Genomic DNA, 16,252 nt, shown 5'->3' on the forward strand with positions numbered 1-16,252 from the left:
TGAGGAACCCATCCTCCCCCTTGTCCCACGTGCTTGACGGTCCGTGGGATTTTTTTTGCCGCGCCGTGGAACGCGGGGCTCCCCCCCGCTCCACGGACAGCACATCAGGCCGAAACTTCGTAATTGGCCATCAATTCCTCCTTGAGGGTCTTGAGTTCTTCGACCATGCCCTTGAGGTCCAGGTCGCTCCTGCGCGCTTTCACAAAAATTTCGTTGCGCTCTTCTTCGACATGGTGAACGATGTACTCGCCGAGCACAATGACCTTGGCGTCGAACAGCTCTTCCCCGGCGCCCATCGCGGAAATCTGGCTGATCAATTCCTTCGCGCTGGCATGTTCGACCTCGGCTTCATTGAGCAGTTCCTCATCGTTGATGGCTGCGCGCACGGCGGGATAAAAAATCTGCTCTTCAATCTCGGCATGCACGGTCAGTTCCATGCAGATCCTGTCGGCCAGTGCCTTTCTTTCTTCCTCAGGCGCGCCGGCCTCGCTCAGTTTCCTGAATTCGGTAAACAATTTTTTAACGGCAACGTGATCTGCGTCCAGCAGGTCAACAGCGTCGTTCTTTTTTGCAGGTGCCTTGCTCATGGTGGGACCTCATTCAAAGGGTTATGAAAGGATTGACAGCGAGACGCTGTGTGCGCGGCAAAACGCCACAACACAAAGGCCACTCTAAGAAGCCGGCCAAGGGCTCCTTGTGGGATGGGCGCAATCTTGCTGTAGGACAAATCCCGCCCGGACCCGGCGTGGGTTTGTCCTGCAGAAAAGCATCGGGGGTGTTGACAGAGCACCCCCTGCGGCGCGCTGCTTCGACGAGGTTTTACTCAGGAGAAATGCCATGCCGCAGGGAGATAACTCCGCCTGCACCGACAGGCTAAAGCGTCAACCCGAACCTATCGAGAAGGGATATGAAAAGAAAGGCCTTGCCAGCCCGGAAGCCGAGTCGCACGCCTGGGCCACTGTCAACAAGACCAGTGGATCGTGTGGTCAATGAAGCCAAGGTGGTCTTCCAGCACAGACAGCTGGAATGGGTTGCTTTCAGGAGAAATCCGTAGAAAGTTGGCTAAAACTGAATTTGTTTTTCAATACCCCGACGCCCCTCAACGGACGGCACGAAGGGCAGGCCTGGTCCGATTCAGGTGCGGATCGATTCCGGCGGTGGGCAGCTGGTACGCCCGGTCATCGAACAGGTCCACGCCACACATGAGGTTCTCGATCCAGTCGAAGAATCGGCCGATCGCCTTCCCCTCGAGCCGGGCACCGTGCTGCGGGACAATCATTGCGATCGGCAGTTGCCTGGCCATGTTCACCCATCGTCGCAGGATTTTGTTCGACACCATGTAGCGGCGATGGAAGCCTTCCATCTTGTCGACGTGGCTCGCGAAGTCGGTCACCGGCTTGGCGGCATCGCTTCCGTTCATCATGGAGACGCCCAGGTCGCCCGTGAACAGGATGCGGCTGACGGGGTCCCAGAAATGAAAGTTACCCTCCGAGTGCATGAAGTGGGCGGGGAGCAGCCACAACTCGCTTTGGCCGAGCGGCAGCAAGCCGCCAGTGTCCGGCACGCCGATCACCCTTCCTTGCGTCTTGCCGGCTTTGGTGAAATGCGGCGCGAAGCGCTCCCAGATGCACGAGATAACGAGCTTGGCCCGTGTGGATGTCATCCAGCGGTCGAGTGACGCGATGATGTCCGGGTCCGCGTGCGAAGCGATCAGGTAGTTCAGGTCCTGCGGCGGGAAGAAGTGGGAGAGCGTCAGGAACAGGTCGTTGAACGCAAGGTTTCCGCCCGGGTCGATGATCGCGCCCGCACCGTGGTCGACGATCAGGAACTGGTTGCTCTGCACCGCCTGCCCGTCCTCCTCGATCAGGTCGGTGAACATCAGGCAGGCATGGTTGTCGTTGTGGAAAAGTTCAATGGACATGGGTTACCTCATGGCAAGCAAATCGGGAATGGACAGCGGCCCGCTGTTGGCTGCCTCGCGCCAGCAGGCCAGCAAGGGGTGCACGGCCGCCCACACACCCGCGCAGTCGTGAGGGTGCGCCTGGGCGTCGAGATAGATAAGGCCCAGGTGATGTGCCAGGGCGAAGGGCCGCGAGTGCGCCGCGCGATGCTGCGCCACGCCGACCAGCACCGGTGGTGACGCCAGCCCGGCGCATGCGGCGGCCACTTTGTCGAGCAGCGGCAGGTCGCGCTCGGGCTCGCCGGAGAGCAGCAGCACGATGTGCGAGTAGTCAGGCACGAAAGCGCGCGTGAGAGGAACAGCCAGCCCCTTGCGCGACATGGCGATGACGCGCAGTACGCGGTCGCCGTCGGTGAAATCCACATAGTCGGTGCCGACATCCAACCCCTCATCACCCGCAAAGCGCCGGTGCACCAGCGGCTGCCTGTGCCGTGCGGCAAGCCATCGCGCGAACTCGAACGAGGGGGAAGCCGCCGCCGCGCACACCAGGATGCGCTGGAACGCATCAGGGTTGGTTTGCTGCGCCGCACCGGGGTGGTCCAGGGGCGTGGAGAGCTGGCGCCAGACGGCCGGCGGCGAGTACTGCACCCCGTTTTCCATGCTCTCGTGCAGGCGCGCCACGCGCCGGGCCATGGATTCGGGTTCTTCGTTCGTTTGCACGATGGCCATGGACCACGGGCCGCTCAGCAGCCGTGGACCGCAGCTGGAATGGACGATACGAAGGGAGTGATGACGCGGGTCTGACGCGAGTCGGTCTGTCAGCCGCAGCAGCGCGTGGCCAGCCCCTTCTTTCCACTGCACGAACCAACCCGATTGGTACAACAGCGCGGTGTGGATGCCGACGGGCACGTTGTGGCGCACCGCGCTGGCGCGGATGCGCTCCATCTCGGCATACACGCCGACGCCGATACAGGCTTCGCTCGCGTAGACGATGCGTGCAACGCTCTCCTGCGGCTCTACGCATGCCTTGCTGTTAAGTCGCATGACATGAGTTTGCCTTGGTACCCAGCGGTTCCAATTGCTCCAGATCAACCGGACAAACATCTCCGGATACCGCAAGAAATATCACCCGGGCCGTGTCGCACCGGCTTCCGCATTTCCACAAGTCAAATCGGGCCTTGGCCCAACAGGGGCGTGGGCAAACAGCTATGAATAACAGAGCAGCTCCGGGGTGCTAGGATTTCCGCACCCTGCACTGCCCGAAAACATTCCATGACAACCACCCTGGACGCCGTCGCTTTCGGCGAAGCCATGATGCTGCTGGTGGCCGACCGCCCCGGGCCACTCGAGGACGCCACCTCTTTTTACAAACGCACCGCCGGCGCTGAAACCAATGTGGCCATCGGCTTGGCGCGCCTGGGCCTGAAAGTCGGCTGGGCCAGCCGGCTGGGCACCGACATGATGGGCCGCTACCTGATCAAGGCGCTGTCGGGCGAAGGCATTGACTGTTCACATGTCACCCTGGCCGGCGGACAGTCCACCGGCTTCATGATCAAGGGCAGCGTGCTGGACGGCAGCGACCCGCCGGTCGAATACCACCGCCAGGGCTCGGCCGCCAGCCGCATGAATGCCAGCGACATCGACGAAGCCTGGCTGCTGTCGGCGCGGCACCTGCATGCCACCGGCGTGTTTCCCGCCCTCTCGGCCAACACCCTGGATGTGGCGCGCCAAAGCATGGACCTGATGCAGGCCGCCGGACGCACCGTGTCCTTCGACCCCAACCTGCGTCCCACGCTGTGGGCCACGCCCGAATTGATGCGCACGTCCATCAACGACCTGGCCACCCGGGCCGACTGGGTGCTGCCGGGCCTGGAGGAAGGCCGCTTCCTCACCGGTGAAACAACTGCCGAAGGGATTGCCCGCTTTTACCTGGAGCGCGGCGCCCAGCTGGTGGTCGTGAAGCTCGGCAGCGAAGGCGCTTACTTCGACGGCGAGGGCGGCAGCGGATACGTCCCGGGTTTTCCGGTGCAGAAGGTGGTGGACACGGTCGGAGCCGGGGACGGTTTTGCCGTCGGCGTGATCAGCGCCCTGCTGGCCGGCCAGAGCGTGGCATCAGCGGTCAGGCGCGGCGCCTGGATCGGCGCCCGCGCGGTCCAGGTACTCGGCGACACCGAAGGCCTGCCCACAGCGGACGAAGTGCGGGAAGCCGAACTCTGACGCGGCAAGTGCAACGCTGTGACTACACCGGGACCTACGTCCAAGCCGCCAGCTACATCGGCTGCGGTGTGGGCTGTACCTGGCCCGGATTGGGTGGCGAGCTTATCGGCTGAACCGGCTCAGGCGGCGGAACGTTGGGATCGGTAGCCACCACCTCATTCCCTTTCCGGCCGCTCGGACGGGGGTTCTTCCGGTTTTTCCACTTCACGGATCATCCCCTCGCCTTCGGGATCGCGGCCATCAGAGGGAATATCGCGCTCGTTACCGATCTCGGGCTCTTCTTTCTTTTCCTTCTTCACTGCCGCATCCCCTGGGGCCGCCGTATCGACGGCGGGATTTCTGGCAGGCGCGCCCGGGGGATCGACCGGCAGCGGAGGCGTCGGATCGTCGTTGCTGTCATCGCCCGGTGTCACGGCTTGTTCTTCTTCCTCCGGAATGGTCACAGGTTCTGCATGCATGTCAGAACCCTCCCACCATGCCGGTGGCCACGGCCGCGGCAGCGACCATGCTGGCACACACGGTGGTGACGTAGGCGGTGTAAGCCGCCCATGGACGGCGCACCCGGCGGGGCCGGGACGGCCCGGGAGTGAAAGTGGGAAGTTTCATGGCAGCATCCTTGAAGAATGACTCCATGGTCGCGGCCCGCAGGCCCGGACCCTATAGGCTGCCATGCCCTTTGCCTGTCAGTGTCTGGCTGACACGTGCAACACCGAGAGGAAGCGGCTCAACGCGAATGCGCCAGCCCGCTGACCACCGTCACCAGGCCTATGCCCACCGCAAGCCAGGCGATCTGCGAAAACGTCTCGCGAGCGCTCAGGCGTTTTTGCAGCTGCGGGATCAAGTCGGCCAGCGCCACATACACAAAGCTGCTGGAGGCCACGACCAGGAAATACGGCAGCCAGTCGTGCAGCATGTCCACCAGCGCGTAGCCGACCAGGCCGCCAAGGGCCGTCACTGCACCGGCCAGCGACACCTTGACCAGGGCCGCGCGCTGGTTGCTCGACGTCTGGCGCAGCACCACCAGGTCTCCCATGTGATGCGGGATTTCATGCGCGAGCACGGCCAGCGCGGTGATGACGCCCAGCCGCATGTCCGCCACAAAGGCGGAGGCGATCAGGATGCCGTCGCCAAAGGCATGCACACTGTCGCCCGTCAGGACAGCCCAGCTGCCGGATTTGGCTTCGCCATGATGATGGTGATGGTGGTGCCCATGGCCATGCTCCAGCGCACCCGGCGAGGTTTCCACCCGCTCGGCGCGCTGGGAGTTGCCGGTGCGCACGGGGGCCAGCATGTAGCCCAGATCTTCTTTTCCCCCTTGCGGGTCATGGTGCTCGTGGCCATGGTGGTAAAGCTCGGCCTTGTCGAGCAGGAAGAAAAACACCAGGCCCACCAGCAGCGTGGCAAACAGCTCCTGCGCGCCGGCTTGGCTCTCGAAGGCTTCGGGCAGCAGGTGCATGAAGGCCGTTGCCAGCAGCGCACCAGCGGCCAGGCTGAGCATGTGCGAGGTGTAGCGTGCCAGCACGCCAAAACTCAGCAATGCCGCCAGCCACACGCTGCCGATGCCGGCAGCCAGTGTGCCCACCAAAATTGCTATCAATGTCATAGCTGCTCACGCCCGATCTATAAGGGCTTAAACCCTAAAAGGTTAATAAAACAATGCCGGATGGCGCACCTGTCAAAAAGCCGCCGCACATTGCTGTGGGGCGGCCTGGGCAACACGGGCGCTGGGATTTAAGCGACGCCGTTGGCCTTGAACCACGCCAGAGCGCGTTTCCAGCCGTCCTCGGCCGGCTCCTTGCGGAAGCTCGGGCGGTAATCGGCGTGGAAAGCGTGCGGGGCATCAGGGTACACCACAAATTGCGAAGCCTTCGCCGCCGGGCTGCCGGCAGCAAGGGCTGTCTTCATCTTATCCACCGTGTCAAGGGGGATGCCGCCGTCCTGTCCTCCATAGAGGCCGAGTACCGGGCCGTTCAGGATGGGGGCAATGTCGATCGGGTGTTTCGGCGTGAGCTCGGTGCTGGCGCCGACCAGCCGGCCATACCAGGCCACGCCGGCCTTGACGTTGGGGCTGTGCGCGGCATACAGCCAGGTGATGCGGCCACCCCAGCAAAAACCGGTGATGCCCACCTTCGCCGTGTTGCCGCCATTGGCGCCCGCCCATTTCACGGCGCCGTCGAGGTCGGCCATGACCTGCGCATCCGGCACCTTGGAAACCACTTCGGCCATCAGCTTGGCCATCTCGCCGTACTGCGTGGGATCGCCCTGGCGCGCATAAAGCTCGGGCGCAATCGCCAGGTAACCGGCCCTGGCAAAACGGCGCGCGGTGTCGGCGATGTATTCGTGCACGCCGAAAATTTCCTGAATAACGAGGATCACCGGGAGGTTGGTCTTGCCGGCGGGTGCGGCGTAATACGCGGGCACTTTGAACCCGTTGACTTCAAACGTGGTTTCGCCGGCCTTCAGGCCGTCAGACGGCGTCTTGATGGCGGTCTGCGCCATGATCGGCAAAGCCGTCGCTGCATAACCGACCCCGAGCGCAGCCTTCAGCGCCGTGCGGCGGGTGGCGCCGTTTTCCGTGCTTTGCCCGGGCAAAAGGGAATCAAACTCGTTTTTCTGATTGCTATTGAGCATGGTGGTTTCCTCTGGGGTGGTTGAATCAACCCCCGGAGTCTAAGCAGCTGCAGAAATTCTTGCCGGCGCAGGGAATACAGGCGTAGCCCTGCGCCGTGCCTGCCCTGTACGGCGGCTCAGACGATTTTGATGCTGAGCTCGGGCAGGCCGTCGATATGGCATTCGATCACGTCGCCCTTGACCACCGGCCCGACATTTTCCGGCGTGCCCGAATAGATGATGTCGCCCGGAAACAGCTCGAACGCTTCAGACAGCTTCGAGATCTGCTCGGCCACCGACCAGATCATGTGATTCAGCGTGGCCTGCTGCTTGGTCTGTCCATTGACCTTGAGCCAGATGGCGCCCTTGGTGTAGTGGCCGGTCTGCGCCACCTTGTGGATGGGTCCGATGGGCGCCGACCGGTCGAAGCTCTTGCCGATTTCCCAGGGCTTTTTCTGGTCGCCCATGCCGCGCTGCAGGTCGCGGCGTGTCATGTCCAGGCCCACGGCGTAACCATAAACACACTCCAGTGCCTGGCTCATGGGAATGTTGCGCCCGCCCCTGGACAGCGCCGCCACCAGTTCGACCTCGTAGTGATAGTTTTTGGTCAATGTCGGGTAGGGATGGTCGGCCACCTGCCCCGGTGGCACGGTCTGGATGGCATCGGTGGGTTTCTGGAAAAAGAAAGGCGGCTCGCGCGTGGGATCCGAGCCCATTTCGATCGCATGCGCGGCATAGTTGCGCCCTATGCAATAAATCCGGCGCACCGGAAACATTTCGCTGCTGCCGGCAATCGGCACGTAGGTGTCGGCTACCGAAAAAGGCGTGGCCGGTGCATTGGCCGCCGTGCCGGGTGCCGCGCAGCCGGCGATGGCGCCTGCCGTCATCAATGCGCCCGATTGCAGAAGTCCGCGTTTGTTCATGTCGGTCATGGTTGTCTCCTTGGAGTGGTCGTGAAATGTCGAGCAGCCAGCTTAAGCCGCATGTCCACCACGCGGGCAGACGCATTTACGCATTCACCGGACGATTCAAAGAAGCCCCGGCGGCACCCGTGCGGACGCCGCACTTCCCTCAGGCGGCGCCTGAAATTTTTGCCCGCACGCTGTCGCGGTAGGCCTTCGGGCTCATGCCGAAACGCTGGCGGAAGCGGCGCGCGAAATAAGCTTCATCGGCAAATCCCGACGCATGAGCCACACTGGCGATCAGCTGGGTGCTGTGCGCCAGCTGTTCCTGCGCAAACTCGAGCCTGCGCTCCGTCACCAGGTCGGTGAAGGTCTTGCCTATTTCCTTCTTCAACAGATGCGCCAGATAATTGGGAGACAGAAAGGCCGCGGCGGCGGCATCGGCCAGGGTGATTTCGCCCGCCAGGTTGTCGCGGATGTAGCGCACCGCGCGCTGCAGGCTGGCGCGCCGGCTGCTCTGCTGCGCCTGGCTGGCAGAAAAACGCAGCAGGTCGGCTTCGAACTTGCGGCACACCAGCGCAATCAGCTGCAGCATCAGGCCGCGGATCATCTCGATGGAGCCGAAGCGGCGATGGGCATTCTCAAAGGCCAGCTTGTCAAGCAGGGCTTCGACTTCAGGGAACTCTTCTTCAGTGAACCAGAAATCGGCATATTCCTGAAACAGGAAAGGGGCCAGCTCAGGCGCGCGGCTCAGCGGCACGTCTTCCAGGTCCAGCGGGTCCACATCCAGGCCGGGACGCAGGAATTGCTGCGACATGTTGATGATGACGTAGCGCGAGCCTTCGGGATGCGGAATCACATGCACGCGGTAAGGCAGAATGAAACTGAGGTAGCCGCGCCGGAACGGCCGCACCGTACCGGCCACGTTCTGCTTCGTGTCGCCCTGCAGGCTCACCTGAATCTGGAAATATTCGTGCCGGTGCGGGCGCGCCAGCGGCGGCCGAACCAGCTGGGAGCGGATGTCGAAGTCAAGGTGGTCGGCCCGCTCGGACATCCCGTAGGTCTTGATGTCTGTCATGCGTCGGCGGCGGCACCCGCGCTCAATGCGCTTTTTCCCAGTTGGCCCCGATGCCAATCTCGGCCAGCAGCGGCACCTTGAGCTCTGCGACCCCGGCCATCAGGCGCGGTATTTCAGTGCGCACCCACTCGACTTCGGCCTCGGGTACCTCAAACACCAGTTCATCGTGCACCTGCATGATCATCTTGGTGGCACGTTTTTCAGCATCGAGCACGTCCTGCACCTTGACCATGCTGAGCTTGATCAGATCGGCTGCCGTGCCCTGCATGGGCGCGTTGATGGCCTGCCTTTCGGCTGCCTTTTTTCTGGGGCCGTTGCCGCCGTTGATCTCCGACAGGTACAGGCGTCGGCCGAACACGGTCTCGACAAAGTGGTTCTCGCGGGCAAACACCACGGTCTGCTCCATGTAGTTCTTCACGCCCGGGTAACGCTGGAAATATTTGTCGATGTAGGCCGCGGCGGCCTTGGTCTCGATGCCCAGATTGCGCGCCAGGCCGAAACTGCTCATGCCATAGATCAGACCGAAGTTGATGACCTTGGCATAACGGCGCTGCTCGCTGCTGACCTGCTCCAGGGCCACGCCGAACACCTCGGCAGCGGTGGCGCGGTGCACGTCCAGGCCCTGGGCAAAAGCGGACAGCAGCGCTTCGTCGCCGCTGAGGTGCGCCATGATGCGCAGCTCTATCTGCGAATAGTCGGCACTGGCGATCACGCTGCCTGCGGGTGCCACGAAGGCTTCCCGCACACGCCGGCCCTCCAGGGTCTTCACCGGAATGTTCTGCAGGTTGGGGTCATTGCTCGACAGCCGGCCAGTGATGGCCACCGCCTGCGCATAGTGGGTGTGCACCCTGCCGGTCCTTGGGTGGGCCAGCTGTGCCAGCTTGTCGGTGTAGGTGCCCTTGAGTTTGGACAGGCCGCGGTGCTCCAGGATCTTGGCCGGCAGCGGGTAGTCCTCGGCCAGTTTTTCAAGGACCTCCTCGTCGGTGGACGGCGCGCCGCTGGGGGTTTTCTTGACGACCGGCAGGCCCAGCTTGGTGAAGAAAATTTCGCCGATCTGCTTGGGGCTTCCGAGGTTGAAAGGCTGGCCCGCCAGCTGGTGCGCTTCGGCCTCGAGCTGAAGGATGCGTACACCGAGCTCGCCGCTTTGTCTGGCCAGCATGGGCGCGTCGATCAGCACGCCGTTGCGCTCGATGCGGTACAGGGCTTCGCTGCTTTTGATTTCCAGCTCATAGATGAAACGCAGCCTGTCATTGGCCTGCAGCCGCGGCCAGAGCACGCGGTGCACGTCCAGGGTCTGATCGGAGTCTTCGCAGGAGTATTCGGCGGCCTTGGCGATGTCCACCTGGTTGAACTTGATCTGGTGCGCGCCTTTGCCGCACAGGTCTTCGTAGTTGATGCCGCTGCGTCCGACATGGCGCTCGGCCAGGCTCGCCAGGCCATGCGGCTTGTTCACTTCGAGCACATAACTCTGCAGCATCGTGTCGTGCGCGTAACCTTGCACCTCGATGCCGTGGTTGGCAAACACATGACGGTCGTACTTGACGTGTTGTCCCAGCTTGGCTTTGGCCGGGTTTTCCAGCCAGGGTTTGAGCCGCGCCAGCACCTCGCCCTGCGGCAGCTGCGCCGGCGCATCAGGGTAGTCGTGCGTTAGCGGGATGTAGGCGGCCTCGCCCGGTTTGACGCTGAAACTCAGGCCAACAATCTGCGCAAGCATTTCGTCGAGCGACGTGGTTTCGGTATCCAGCGCGACCAATTCGGCCGCCTCGATCCTCGCCAGCCAGCCGTCAAAGGCTTCCCAGGTGAGCACCGTGTCGTAGTTCAGGTTGCTGGCACGCCCGGCCGACGGCGTGTCGACGAGGGGCACCTCGTCAAAAAGTCCCGGCGAGTCCGCCCTGCCGCCCGCACCGCCCGGAGGCGGTGGCTTGTGCCGCCCCTCGGGTCCGCCGATCAGCTCCGGCGGCGTGCTTTCGATATCGATCTGCCGGACCAACCCCTTGAAACCGTACTTCTCGTAAAAAGCCTTCAAACCCTCCGTATGCTGGGCGCCAATTGCTATCGATTCAAGAGCAGGCAAGCCGGCGATGTAATCCACCAGGTCGCAGTCCTTCTTGATGGTCAGCAACTCCCGCCCCTTGGGCAGCCATTCCAGCGACTGGCGCAGGTTCTCCCCGACCACACCCTTGATCTCGCCGGCACGCTCCACCAGCGCATCCAGCGAACCGTATTCGAGCAGCCATTTCACCGCCGTCTTGGGGCCCACCTTGGGCACGCCGGGCACGTTATCGACCGCATCACCGACCAGTGCCTGGTAATCCACCATCAGCCGCGGCGGCACGCCAAATTCAGCCTCGACCCCGGCCAGGTCGCGCCGGCGATCGTTCATGGTGTCGATGACGGTGATGTGTTCGTCCACCAGCTGGCTCAGGTCCTTGTCGCCGCTGGAGATGATGACCTCGATGCCCTGCTGCGACGCCATGCAGGCCAGGGTGCCGATCACGTCATCAGCCTCCACGCCGGGCACGTCCAGCACCTTCCAACCGAGCAGGCGCACCACTTCATGGATGGGCTCGACCTGGCTGCGCAAATCGTCGGGCATGGGCGAACGCTGAGCCTTGTATTCCGGGTAGAGCGCATCGCGGAAAGTCGGACCCTTGGCATCGAACACGCAGGCCGCGTAGTCCGCCCGGACATCCTTGCGCAGCTTCTGCATCATGTTGACCATGCCGCGGATGGCGCCTGTGGCAGGACTGGCAGGGTCGCCCGGATCGGCGCGCAGATCAGGCATGGCGTGAAAGGCGCGGTACAGATAGCTGGAGCCGTCCACCAGCAGAAGTGTTTTTTTGTCGGTGCTCATGGCGCCAATTGTCACCGTTTTGCAGGCTCTATCCACCGCGGTTCCGGCCCCCTACAATGCAGGCATGCAACACCCCTTTTGCTCCCTTTTGCTCGCCACTGCCGCCTCTGTGCTGGCCTGCGTCCCGGCCCTGGCCCAGACAGCTGCACCCGCTGCGGCCCCGGCACCGGCCCCTGTCGCCGTGGAGCCCGGCACCAACCCGGCCAGCCGCCGGCCGGATGCCGCCATCCAGCGCATCCGCACCGAAGACGCCGGTTCACGGATCGACGAAGTACGCGTCGGGGGTGAAACGCAAAGCATCACGGTACAGCCCAAGACCAATGTGCCGGCCTATGAAGTGCTGCCGTCGGATTCCACCAAGGGCGGCGGTACGGCTCCGTCCAAATCAGGCGCCGGTGCCACCGGCAGCCGTGTCTGGAACGTTCTCAAGTTCTAGTTTTTTCGTTCAGTTCCAGTTTCAGCCCCAGGCATGGCCGTTTACACCGAAGTCTCGTTCGACGAGGCCGCCCCTCTTTTGCACTCGCTCGGACTGGGCAAGCTGCAAACCCTGGACGCCTGTTCGGGCGGCATTGAAAACACCAACTATTTCGCCGACACCGACCAGGGCCGTTACGTCCTGACCCTGTTTGAGCGCCTGGGGTTTGAGCAGTTGCCGTTTTACCTGCACCTGATGAAACACCTCGCGCAGCGCGGCATTCCAGTGCCCGAACCGCACGCCGCCGTGACGGCAGACGCGGGCAGCCAGCCCGGCGACATCCTGCACAGGCTCAAGGGCAAACCCGCCGCCGTCGTGGATCGTTTGCGCGGCAGCAGCGAACTAGCTCCCACGCCTGCCCACTGCGCTGCCGTGGGCGGCATGCTGGCGCGCATGCACCTGGCGGGGCAAGATTTCCCGCGCCAGCAAGCCAACCTGCGCGGCCTGCCCTGGTGGAACGAGACAGTGCCGGTGGTGCTGCCTTACCTCAGTGCCGGACAGGCCAGCCTGATCCTGTCCGAACTGGCCTACCAGAACCATGTGGCGGCATCCTCGGCCTGGCAGGCCTTGCCGCGCGGGCCGGTCCATGCCGACCTGTTCCGCGACAACGTGATGTTCGACGCTGACGGCGGCGATTTGCATCTCACAGGTTTTTTTGATTTTTACTTCGCCGGCTGGGACGCCCTGCTGTTCGACATCGGCGTCAGCCTCAACGACTGGTGCGTGGACCTGGCCACCGGTGAACGCGACGCAGCTCGGACCAGCGCCTTCCTGACAGCCTACCAGGCCGTGCGACCGCTTACCGCGCAGGAGCGCAGCCTGCTGCCGGCCATGCAGCGTGCGGGCGCCCTGCGTTTCTGGATTTCGCGGCTGTGGGACTTTTACCTGCCGCGCGAGGCAGCCCTGCTGCAGGCGCATGACCCCGGTCATTTCGAGCGGGTGCTGCGCCAGCGGGTAGCCCATCCCTGCGGCCTGGCCTCCTGAATCCGTGGACGAGCTACCGGGCGCAGAAAACCGGCAAGTCGCCGTTTTTGAAGCAAACTGCCCTGCCGGCGTTAAATTGTTCACCGAGTCAGCCTTTTTTAGCCTTTTTGACCGAGCCTGAACAGGCTTGAACCCCCAACATGCAACTCACGCAATGAAACTAAACATCGTTCCCGCACGTACTGGCGTCACATGGGTCAAGCTCGGCATTCAAACCTTCTTCAAGCAGCCGCTGGCGCTGGCCGGCCTGTTTTTCATGTACATGGCGGCGGCCACGCTGGCGTCGCTGATTCCCTTCGTTGGCGTGGTTCTGGCGCTGGCCATCGTGCCGGCCGCCACACTGGGACTGATGGCGGCCACGCTGGAAGCCACCAAGGGTCGCTTCCCCATGCCCGCCATCCTGGTCAGCGCCTTCCGCGCGGGCCAGCAGCGCAGCCGTGCCATGATGGTTCTGGGCTTCCTGTACGCGGCGGCCTGCCTGCTGATTGTTTCCGTGGTGCCGCTTTTTTTCGAGGTGCCGGTCAGCCGGGAAAGTGCCCTCGCCCCCGAGATGCAGGGTGCGATGCTGATGATCATGGCCCTGTACCTGCCGGTCTCGGTGCTGTTCTGGCACGCGCCCGCCCTGGTGCACTGGCATGGCGTGACACCGGTCAAGAGCCTGTTTTTCAGTGCCGTCGTCTGTTTCAGGAATGCCGGCGCCTACGTGGTGTTCGGCCTCACCTGGATGGCGGTGCTCATGGTCATCGGCCTGGCCGTGAGCCTGCTTGCCGGCCTGCTGGCCAGCCCCGAGGCGGCGGCCGCACTGTTCATGCCGGCCGCACTGCTGATGGCCGCCATGTTTTCGACCTCGCTTTATTTCACCTTCCGCGACAGTTTTGATGCTTCCCCGACCGACGATCCTGACAACACCGACAACAACCCCACCCCAGGAGAAACGCCATGACACAGCACCTGCTGCAAGGCCGGCAAGAAAAAGAAATTTTGTGGTTCCAGAGGCGTGACGCGCTCAAGGCCGCGGCGGCCTGGGTGGCCATGGGCGGATTGCCGGCCGCCCTCGCGCAGCAGCGCAGCAATATCGTGCAATTGAACGGCGATGCAACCATCAACGGCAACCGCCTGAGCCCGCAACAAGCGATCCAGACCGGCGACGAGATCCAGACCGGACCGGGCGCCAGCCTGGTGTTCGTGATCGGCAATTCGGCCTTCCAGGTACGCCAGAACTCGCGCCTGTCGGTGGAACGCGGTGCCACGCTCAATGCGGTCAGCCTGCTGCGCCTGCTGACGGGCGCCGTGGCCAGCGTCTGGGGCAAGGGTGTGAACCGCTCCATTGTCATGCCGACACTGACTGCAGGCATACGCGGCACCGGCGTGTATGCCGAGATTTTTGCGGACCGGGGCAACCGCAACTATTTCTGCAACTGTTATGGCACGGTGGATTTGGGCGCGAGCGGTCAAAAACAGCTGTCCCAGGCGCAATACCACCAGTCGTTCTGGGCCGATGCCGAGCCCAGGGACGGCCTCTACCTGTCCCCGGCCCAGGCCCTGAACCACACCGACGAAGAGCTGGAATTCCTGGCCCGGCTGGTGGACCAGCGCACGGCCTGGCAGATCGCAGGCCGAAAAGGCACCAAGGACGGCAGCGGCAGGATGACGTATTGAGCCAGGCCGCGCCTTGAGAATGCCAGCCCGGCAAGCGGCCTTCCAGCGCCGCATGCGGGTCTGTCCACCTCGGGCTCAGTTCTTCGCCTTGTACTCCATGATCGCCTTGGCGAGGTCTGCGTATTCTTCGCAGGTTTTGTTGCCGCAGATTTTTTCCAGCTCGGCCAGATGTTTCTCCGCTTCCAGCGGGCGCTTTTCCATCAAATAGGCTTGTCCGATGTACTCATGTGCCCCTTTGTGCCGGGGGTCGAGTTTGAGCGCCGTGTAGTAGTGCTCGAACGCCTTCGTAATGTCGGGCGTGGCGCGCTTGCGGTAGCTGTAACCCAGCAGGTTGTGAACGTCGGCGTTGCGCGGCTCTTCGCGTGCGGCGGTGGTCAATTCGGACATGGCCCGGTTCCAGTCCCGCGCTTCAATGGCCGTGCGGGCGTTGCCCAGGCGGTCGCTCACTGACGTGCGCGGCGCGCTGGGGTTGCTGCCAGGGGTGTCGGCGGCGTGGACCACAGCAGTGCAGGCCGTCAGGGCAAGAAACAAAAGCTTGATGTTCATCGCAAGTCTCCCAAAAAAGGCGTTGGTGCCGACTGATAAACGCCGGGAAACGCCAACTGGACGCGGCATCATGTCACGATTTTCGAGAATCAGAAGGCACCTGGCGGCGCTGACCATGACGTAGCAGGCGCAGGCATGGGCCCTGCTCTAAAACGTTTCGCCAGAGGCGTTTTGCAGCCGCCTAACCAGCGCCACGAGTTGCGGCCGCACCTCTGCCATCAGGAATTGCGGCGAAAGATTAAACCCTGGACCGCCGCAGTTCACCACCATGACGGAGCGTCCACCTGCAGGCCGAAATGCAGCAGCAATGGCGTTAACGTCCTTCTGCCAATCACCAAAAGACGCGCAGCAGCCGTGATCGCGGTAATGTGTCAGCGCCAGCTCCAGCACTTCGCGGGTTTTAGGCCACGCCTTCTCGTCCTGGACGCGAATACGCTCGAGCAGGGCCTCACGCTCGTTGTCCGAGCAGCCGCACAGGTAGGCGCGGCCCATCGCTGTACTGGCCAGCGGGATGCGTGAACCGACATCCAGGCTGAGCGTGAGTGCGGATTCGCTGCGGCAGTTTTCAACGTAAATCATGCTCAGGCGGTCGCGAATGCCCAGCGACACCATGGCTTGCGAGCTGTCAGCGAGGTCCTGCATCAGCGGCCTGGCGAGCTGCCGCATGTCCATGCGCGCCAGCATGGCGCTGCCCAGCGCGAGTACCGCGCTGCCCAGGCGATAACCGGCATGGCCATTGGCATCCTGCGCATGCTCCAGATAACCGTGTTTGGTCAGCGTGTAGGTCAAACGCGAAATCGTTGACTTGGGCAGGCCGCAACGGCGTGCCAGTTCCTGGTTGCCCAAGGTCCGGTCGCGGGAGCGAAAAGCACTGAGCACATCTAGTCCGCGTGCCAATGCTGTCACAAAGTGGCGATCTTCCTTCGCATGAACGAGGCTGGCCGTTCGGACGACGGGTCTGCTGGAAACAAGAGGTTGAGACATTATCAGTTCTGCATTGCGGAATAAAAAGTCCAACAATTGTGGC

General features: G+C 63.0%; 17 protein-coding genes. 5 read left to right on the forward strand and 12 right to left on the reverse strand.

Annotated features, from left to right (window positions below):
- Positions 1-104: 104 nt before the first annotated feature.
- The 3 genes from WA904_RS06230 to WA904_RS06240 all read right to left on the reverse strand — a co-directional run bounded on the left by WA904_RS06230 (position 105) and on the right by WA904_RS06240 (position 2,944).
- On the reverse strand, positions 105-587 hold the full coding sequence (locus tag WA904_RS06230) for a hemerythrin domain-containing protein (RefSeq protein WP_425196263.1): 483 nt from the start codon (positions 585-587) through the stop codon (positions 105-107).
- A gap of 512 nt (positions 588-1,099) precedes the next feature.
- On the reverse strand, positions 1,100-1,921 hold the full coding sequence (locus WA904_RS06235) for an MBL fold metallo-hydrolase (protein WP_425196264.1): 822 nt from the start codon (positions 1,919-1,921) through the stop codon (positions 1,100-1,102).
- Positions 1,922-1,924: 3 nt separating this feature from the next.
- The gene (locus WA904_RS06240; RefSeq protein WP_425196265.1) at positions 1,925-2,944 is read right to left on the reverse strand and encodes a BLUF domain-containing protein; all 1,020 of its coding nucleotides are present in this window, start codon (positions 2,942-2,944) and stop codon (positions 1,925-1,927) included.
- 228 nt (positions 2,945-3,172) lie between these two features.
- Between WA904_RS06240 and WA904_RS06245 the strand changes: the two genes are divergently transcribed.
- Entirely contained in the window at positions 3,173-4,117 is a 945-nt protein-coding gene (locus WA904_RS06245; protein WP_425196266.1) for a sugar kinase, read from the forward strand.
- Between the two features lie 155 nt (positions 4,118-4,272).
- Here WA904_RS06245 and WA904_RS06250 read toward each other — a convergent pair whose 3' ends face one another.
- The 7 genes from WA904_RS06250 to polA form a co-directional block, all read right to left on the reverse strand.
- Positions 4,273-4,575 (reverse strand): hypothetical protein, encoded by a 303-nt coding sequence (locus WA904_RS06250; protein WP_425196267.1) that lies wholly within the window; start codon positions 4,573-4,575, stop codon positions 4,273-4,275.
- Position 4,576: 1 nt separating this feature from the next.
- On the reverse strand, positions 4,577-4,723 hold the full coding sequence (locus WA904_RS06255) for a hypothetical protein (protein WP_425196268.1): 147 nt from the start codon (positions 4,721-4,723) through the stop codon (positions 4,577-4,579).
- A 118-nt stretch (positions 4,724-4,841) separates the two neighbouring features.
- A complete protein-coding gene (locus tag WA904_RS06260) occupies positions 4,842-5,720 on the reverse strand; it encodes a ZIP family metal transporter (RefSeq protein WP_425196269.1) in 879 nt (292 codons plus the stop codon).
- A gap of 128 nt (positions 5,721-5,848) precedes the next feature.
- Positions 5,849-6,748: a dienelactone hydrolase family protein gene (locus WA904_RS06265; protein WP_425196270.1), complete on the reverse strand. Its 900-nt coding sequence runs from the start codon at positions 6,746-6,748 to the stop codon at positions 5,849-5,851.
- A gap of 116 nt (positions 6,749-6,864) precedes the next feature.
- Positions 6,865-7,659, reverse strand: a complete 795-nt coding sequence (locus WA904_RS06270; protein ID WP_425196271.1) for a fumarylacetoacetate hydrolase family protein — start codon at positions 7,657-7,659, stop codon at positions 6,865-6,867.
- Between the two features lie 139 nt (positions 7,660-7,798).
- Positions 7,799-8,707 (reverse strand): helix-turn-helix transcriptional regulator, encoded by a 909-nt coding sequence (locus WA904_RS06275; RefSeq protein WP_425196272.1) that lies wholly within the window; start codon positions 8,705-8,707, stop codon positions 7,799-7,801.
- Between the two features lie 22 nt (positions 8,708-8,729).
- Entirely contained in the window at positions 8,730-11,561 is a 2,832-nt protein-coding gene (gene polA, locus WA904_RS06280; protein ID WP_425196273.1) for a DNA polymerase I, read from the reverse strand.
- Positions 11,562-11,625: 64 nt separating this feature from the next.
- On the opposite strand from polA, the gene WA904_RS06285 reads away from it, so the two are divergent.
- The 4 genes from WA904_RS06285 (at position 11,626) to WA904_RS06300 (ending at position 14,679) form a co-directional block, all read left to right on the forward strand.
- Positions 11,626-11,997: a hypothetical protein gene (locus WA904_RS06285; protein WP_425196274.1), complete on the forward strand. Its 372-nt coding sequence runs from the start codon at positions 11,626-11,628 to the stop codon at positions 11,995-11,997.
- Positions 11,998-12,030: 33 nt separating this feature from the next.
- Positions 12,031-13,020: a homoserine kinase gene (locus tag WA904_RS06290; RefSeq protein WP_425196275.1), complete on the forward strand. Its 990-nt coding sequence runs from the start codon at positions 12,031-12,033 to the stop codon at positions 13,018-13,020.
- Between the two features lie 154 nt (positions 13,021-13,174).
- Entirely contained in the window at positions 13,175-13,963 is a 789-nt protein-coding gene (locus tag WA904_RS06295) for a BPSS1780 family membrane protein (RefSeq protein WP_425196276.1), read from the forward strand.
- A complete protein-coding gene (locus tag WA904_RS06300) occupies positions 13,960-14,679 on the forward strand; it encodes an iron dicitrate transport regulator FecR (protein ID WP_425196277.1) in 720 nt (239 codons plus the stop codon). The genes WA904_RS06295 and WA904_RS06300 overlap by 4 nt, the downstream gene beginning before the upstream one ends.
- A gap of 75 nt (positions 14,680-14,754) precedes the next feature.
- On the opposite strand, the gene WA904_RS06305 is transcribed toward WA904_RS06300, so the two are convergent.
- Both WA904_RS06305 and WA904_RS06310 read right to left on the reverse strand, forming a co-directional pair.
- Positions 14,755-15,225: a tetratricopeptide repeat protein gene (locus tag WA904_RS06305; protein ID WP_425196278.1), complete on the reverse strand. Its 471-nt coding sequence runs from the start codon at positions 15,223-15,225 to the stop codon at positions 14,755-14,757.
- A gap of 147 nt (positions 15,226-15,372) precedes the next feature.
- Positions 15,373-16,209 carry an IclR family transcriptional regulator gene (locus tag WA904_RS06310; protein ID WP_425196279.1) on the reverse strand — a complete coding sequence of 279 codons (837 nt, stop codon included), beginning with the start codon at positions 16,207-16,209 and terminating at the stop codon, positions 15,373-15,375.
- Between the last annotated feature and the right edge of the window lie 43 nt (positions 16,210-16,252).

This window comes from Polaromonas sp. (genome assembly GCF_049790275.1).
Classification (GTDB): Bacteria; Pseudomonadota; Gammaproteobacteria; order Burkholderiales; family Burkholderiaceae_C; genus Polaromonas.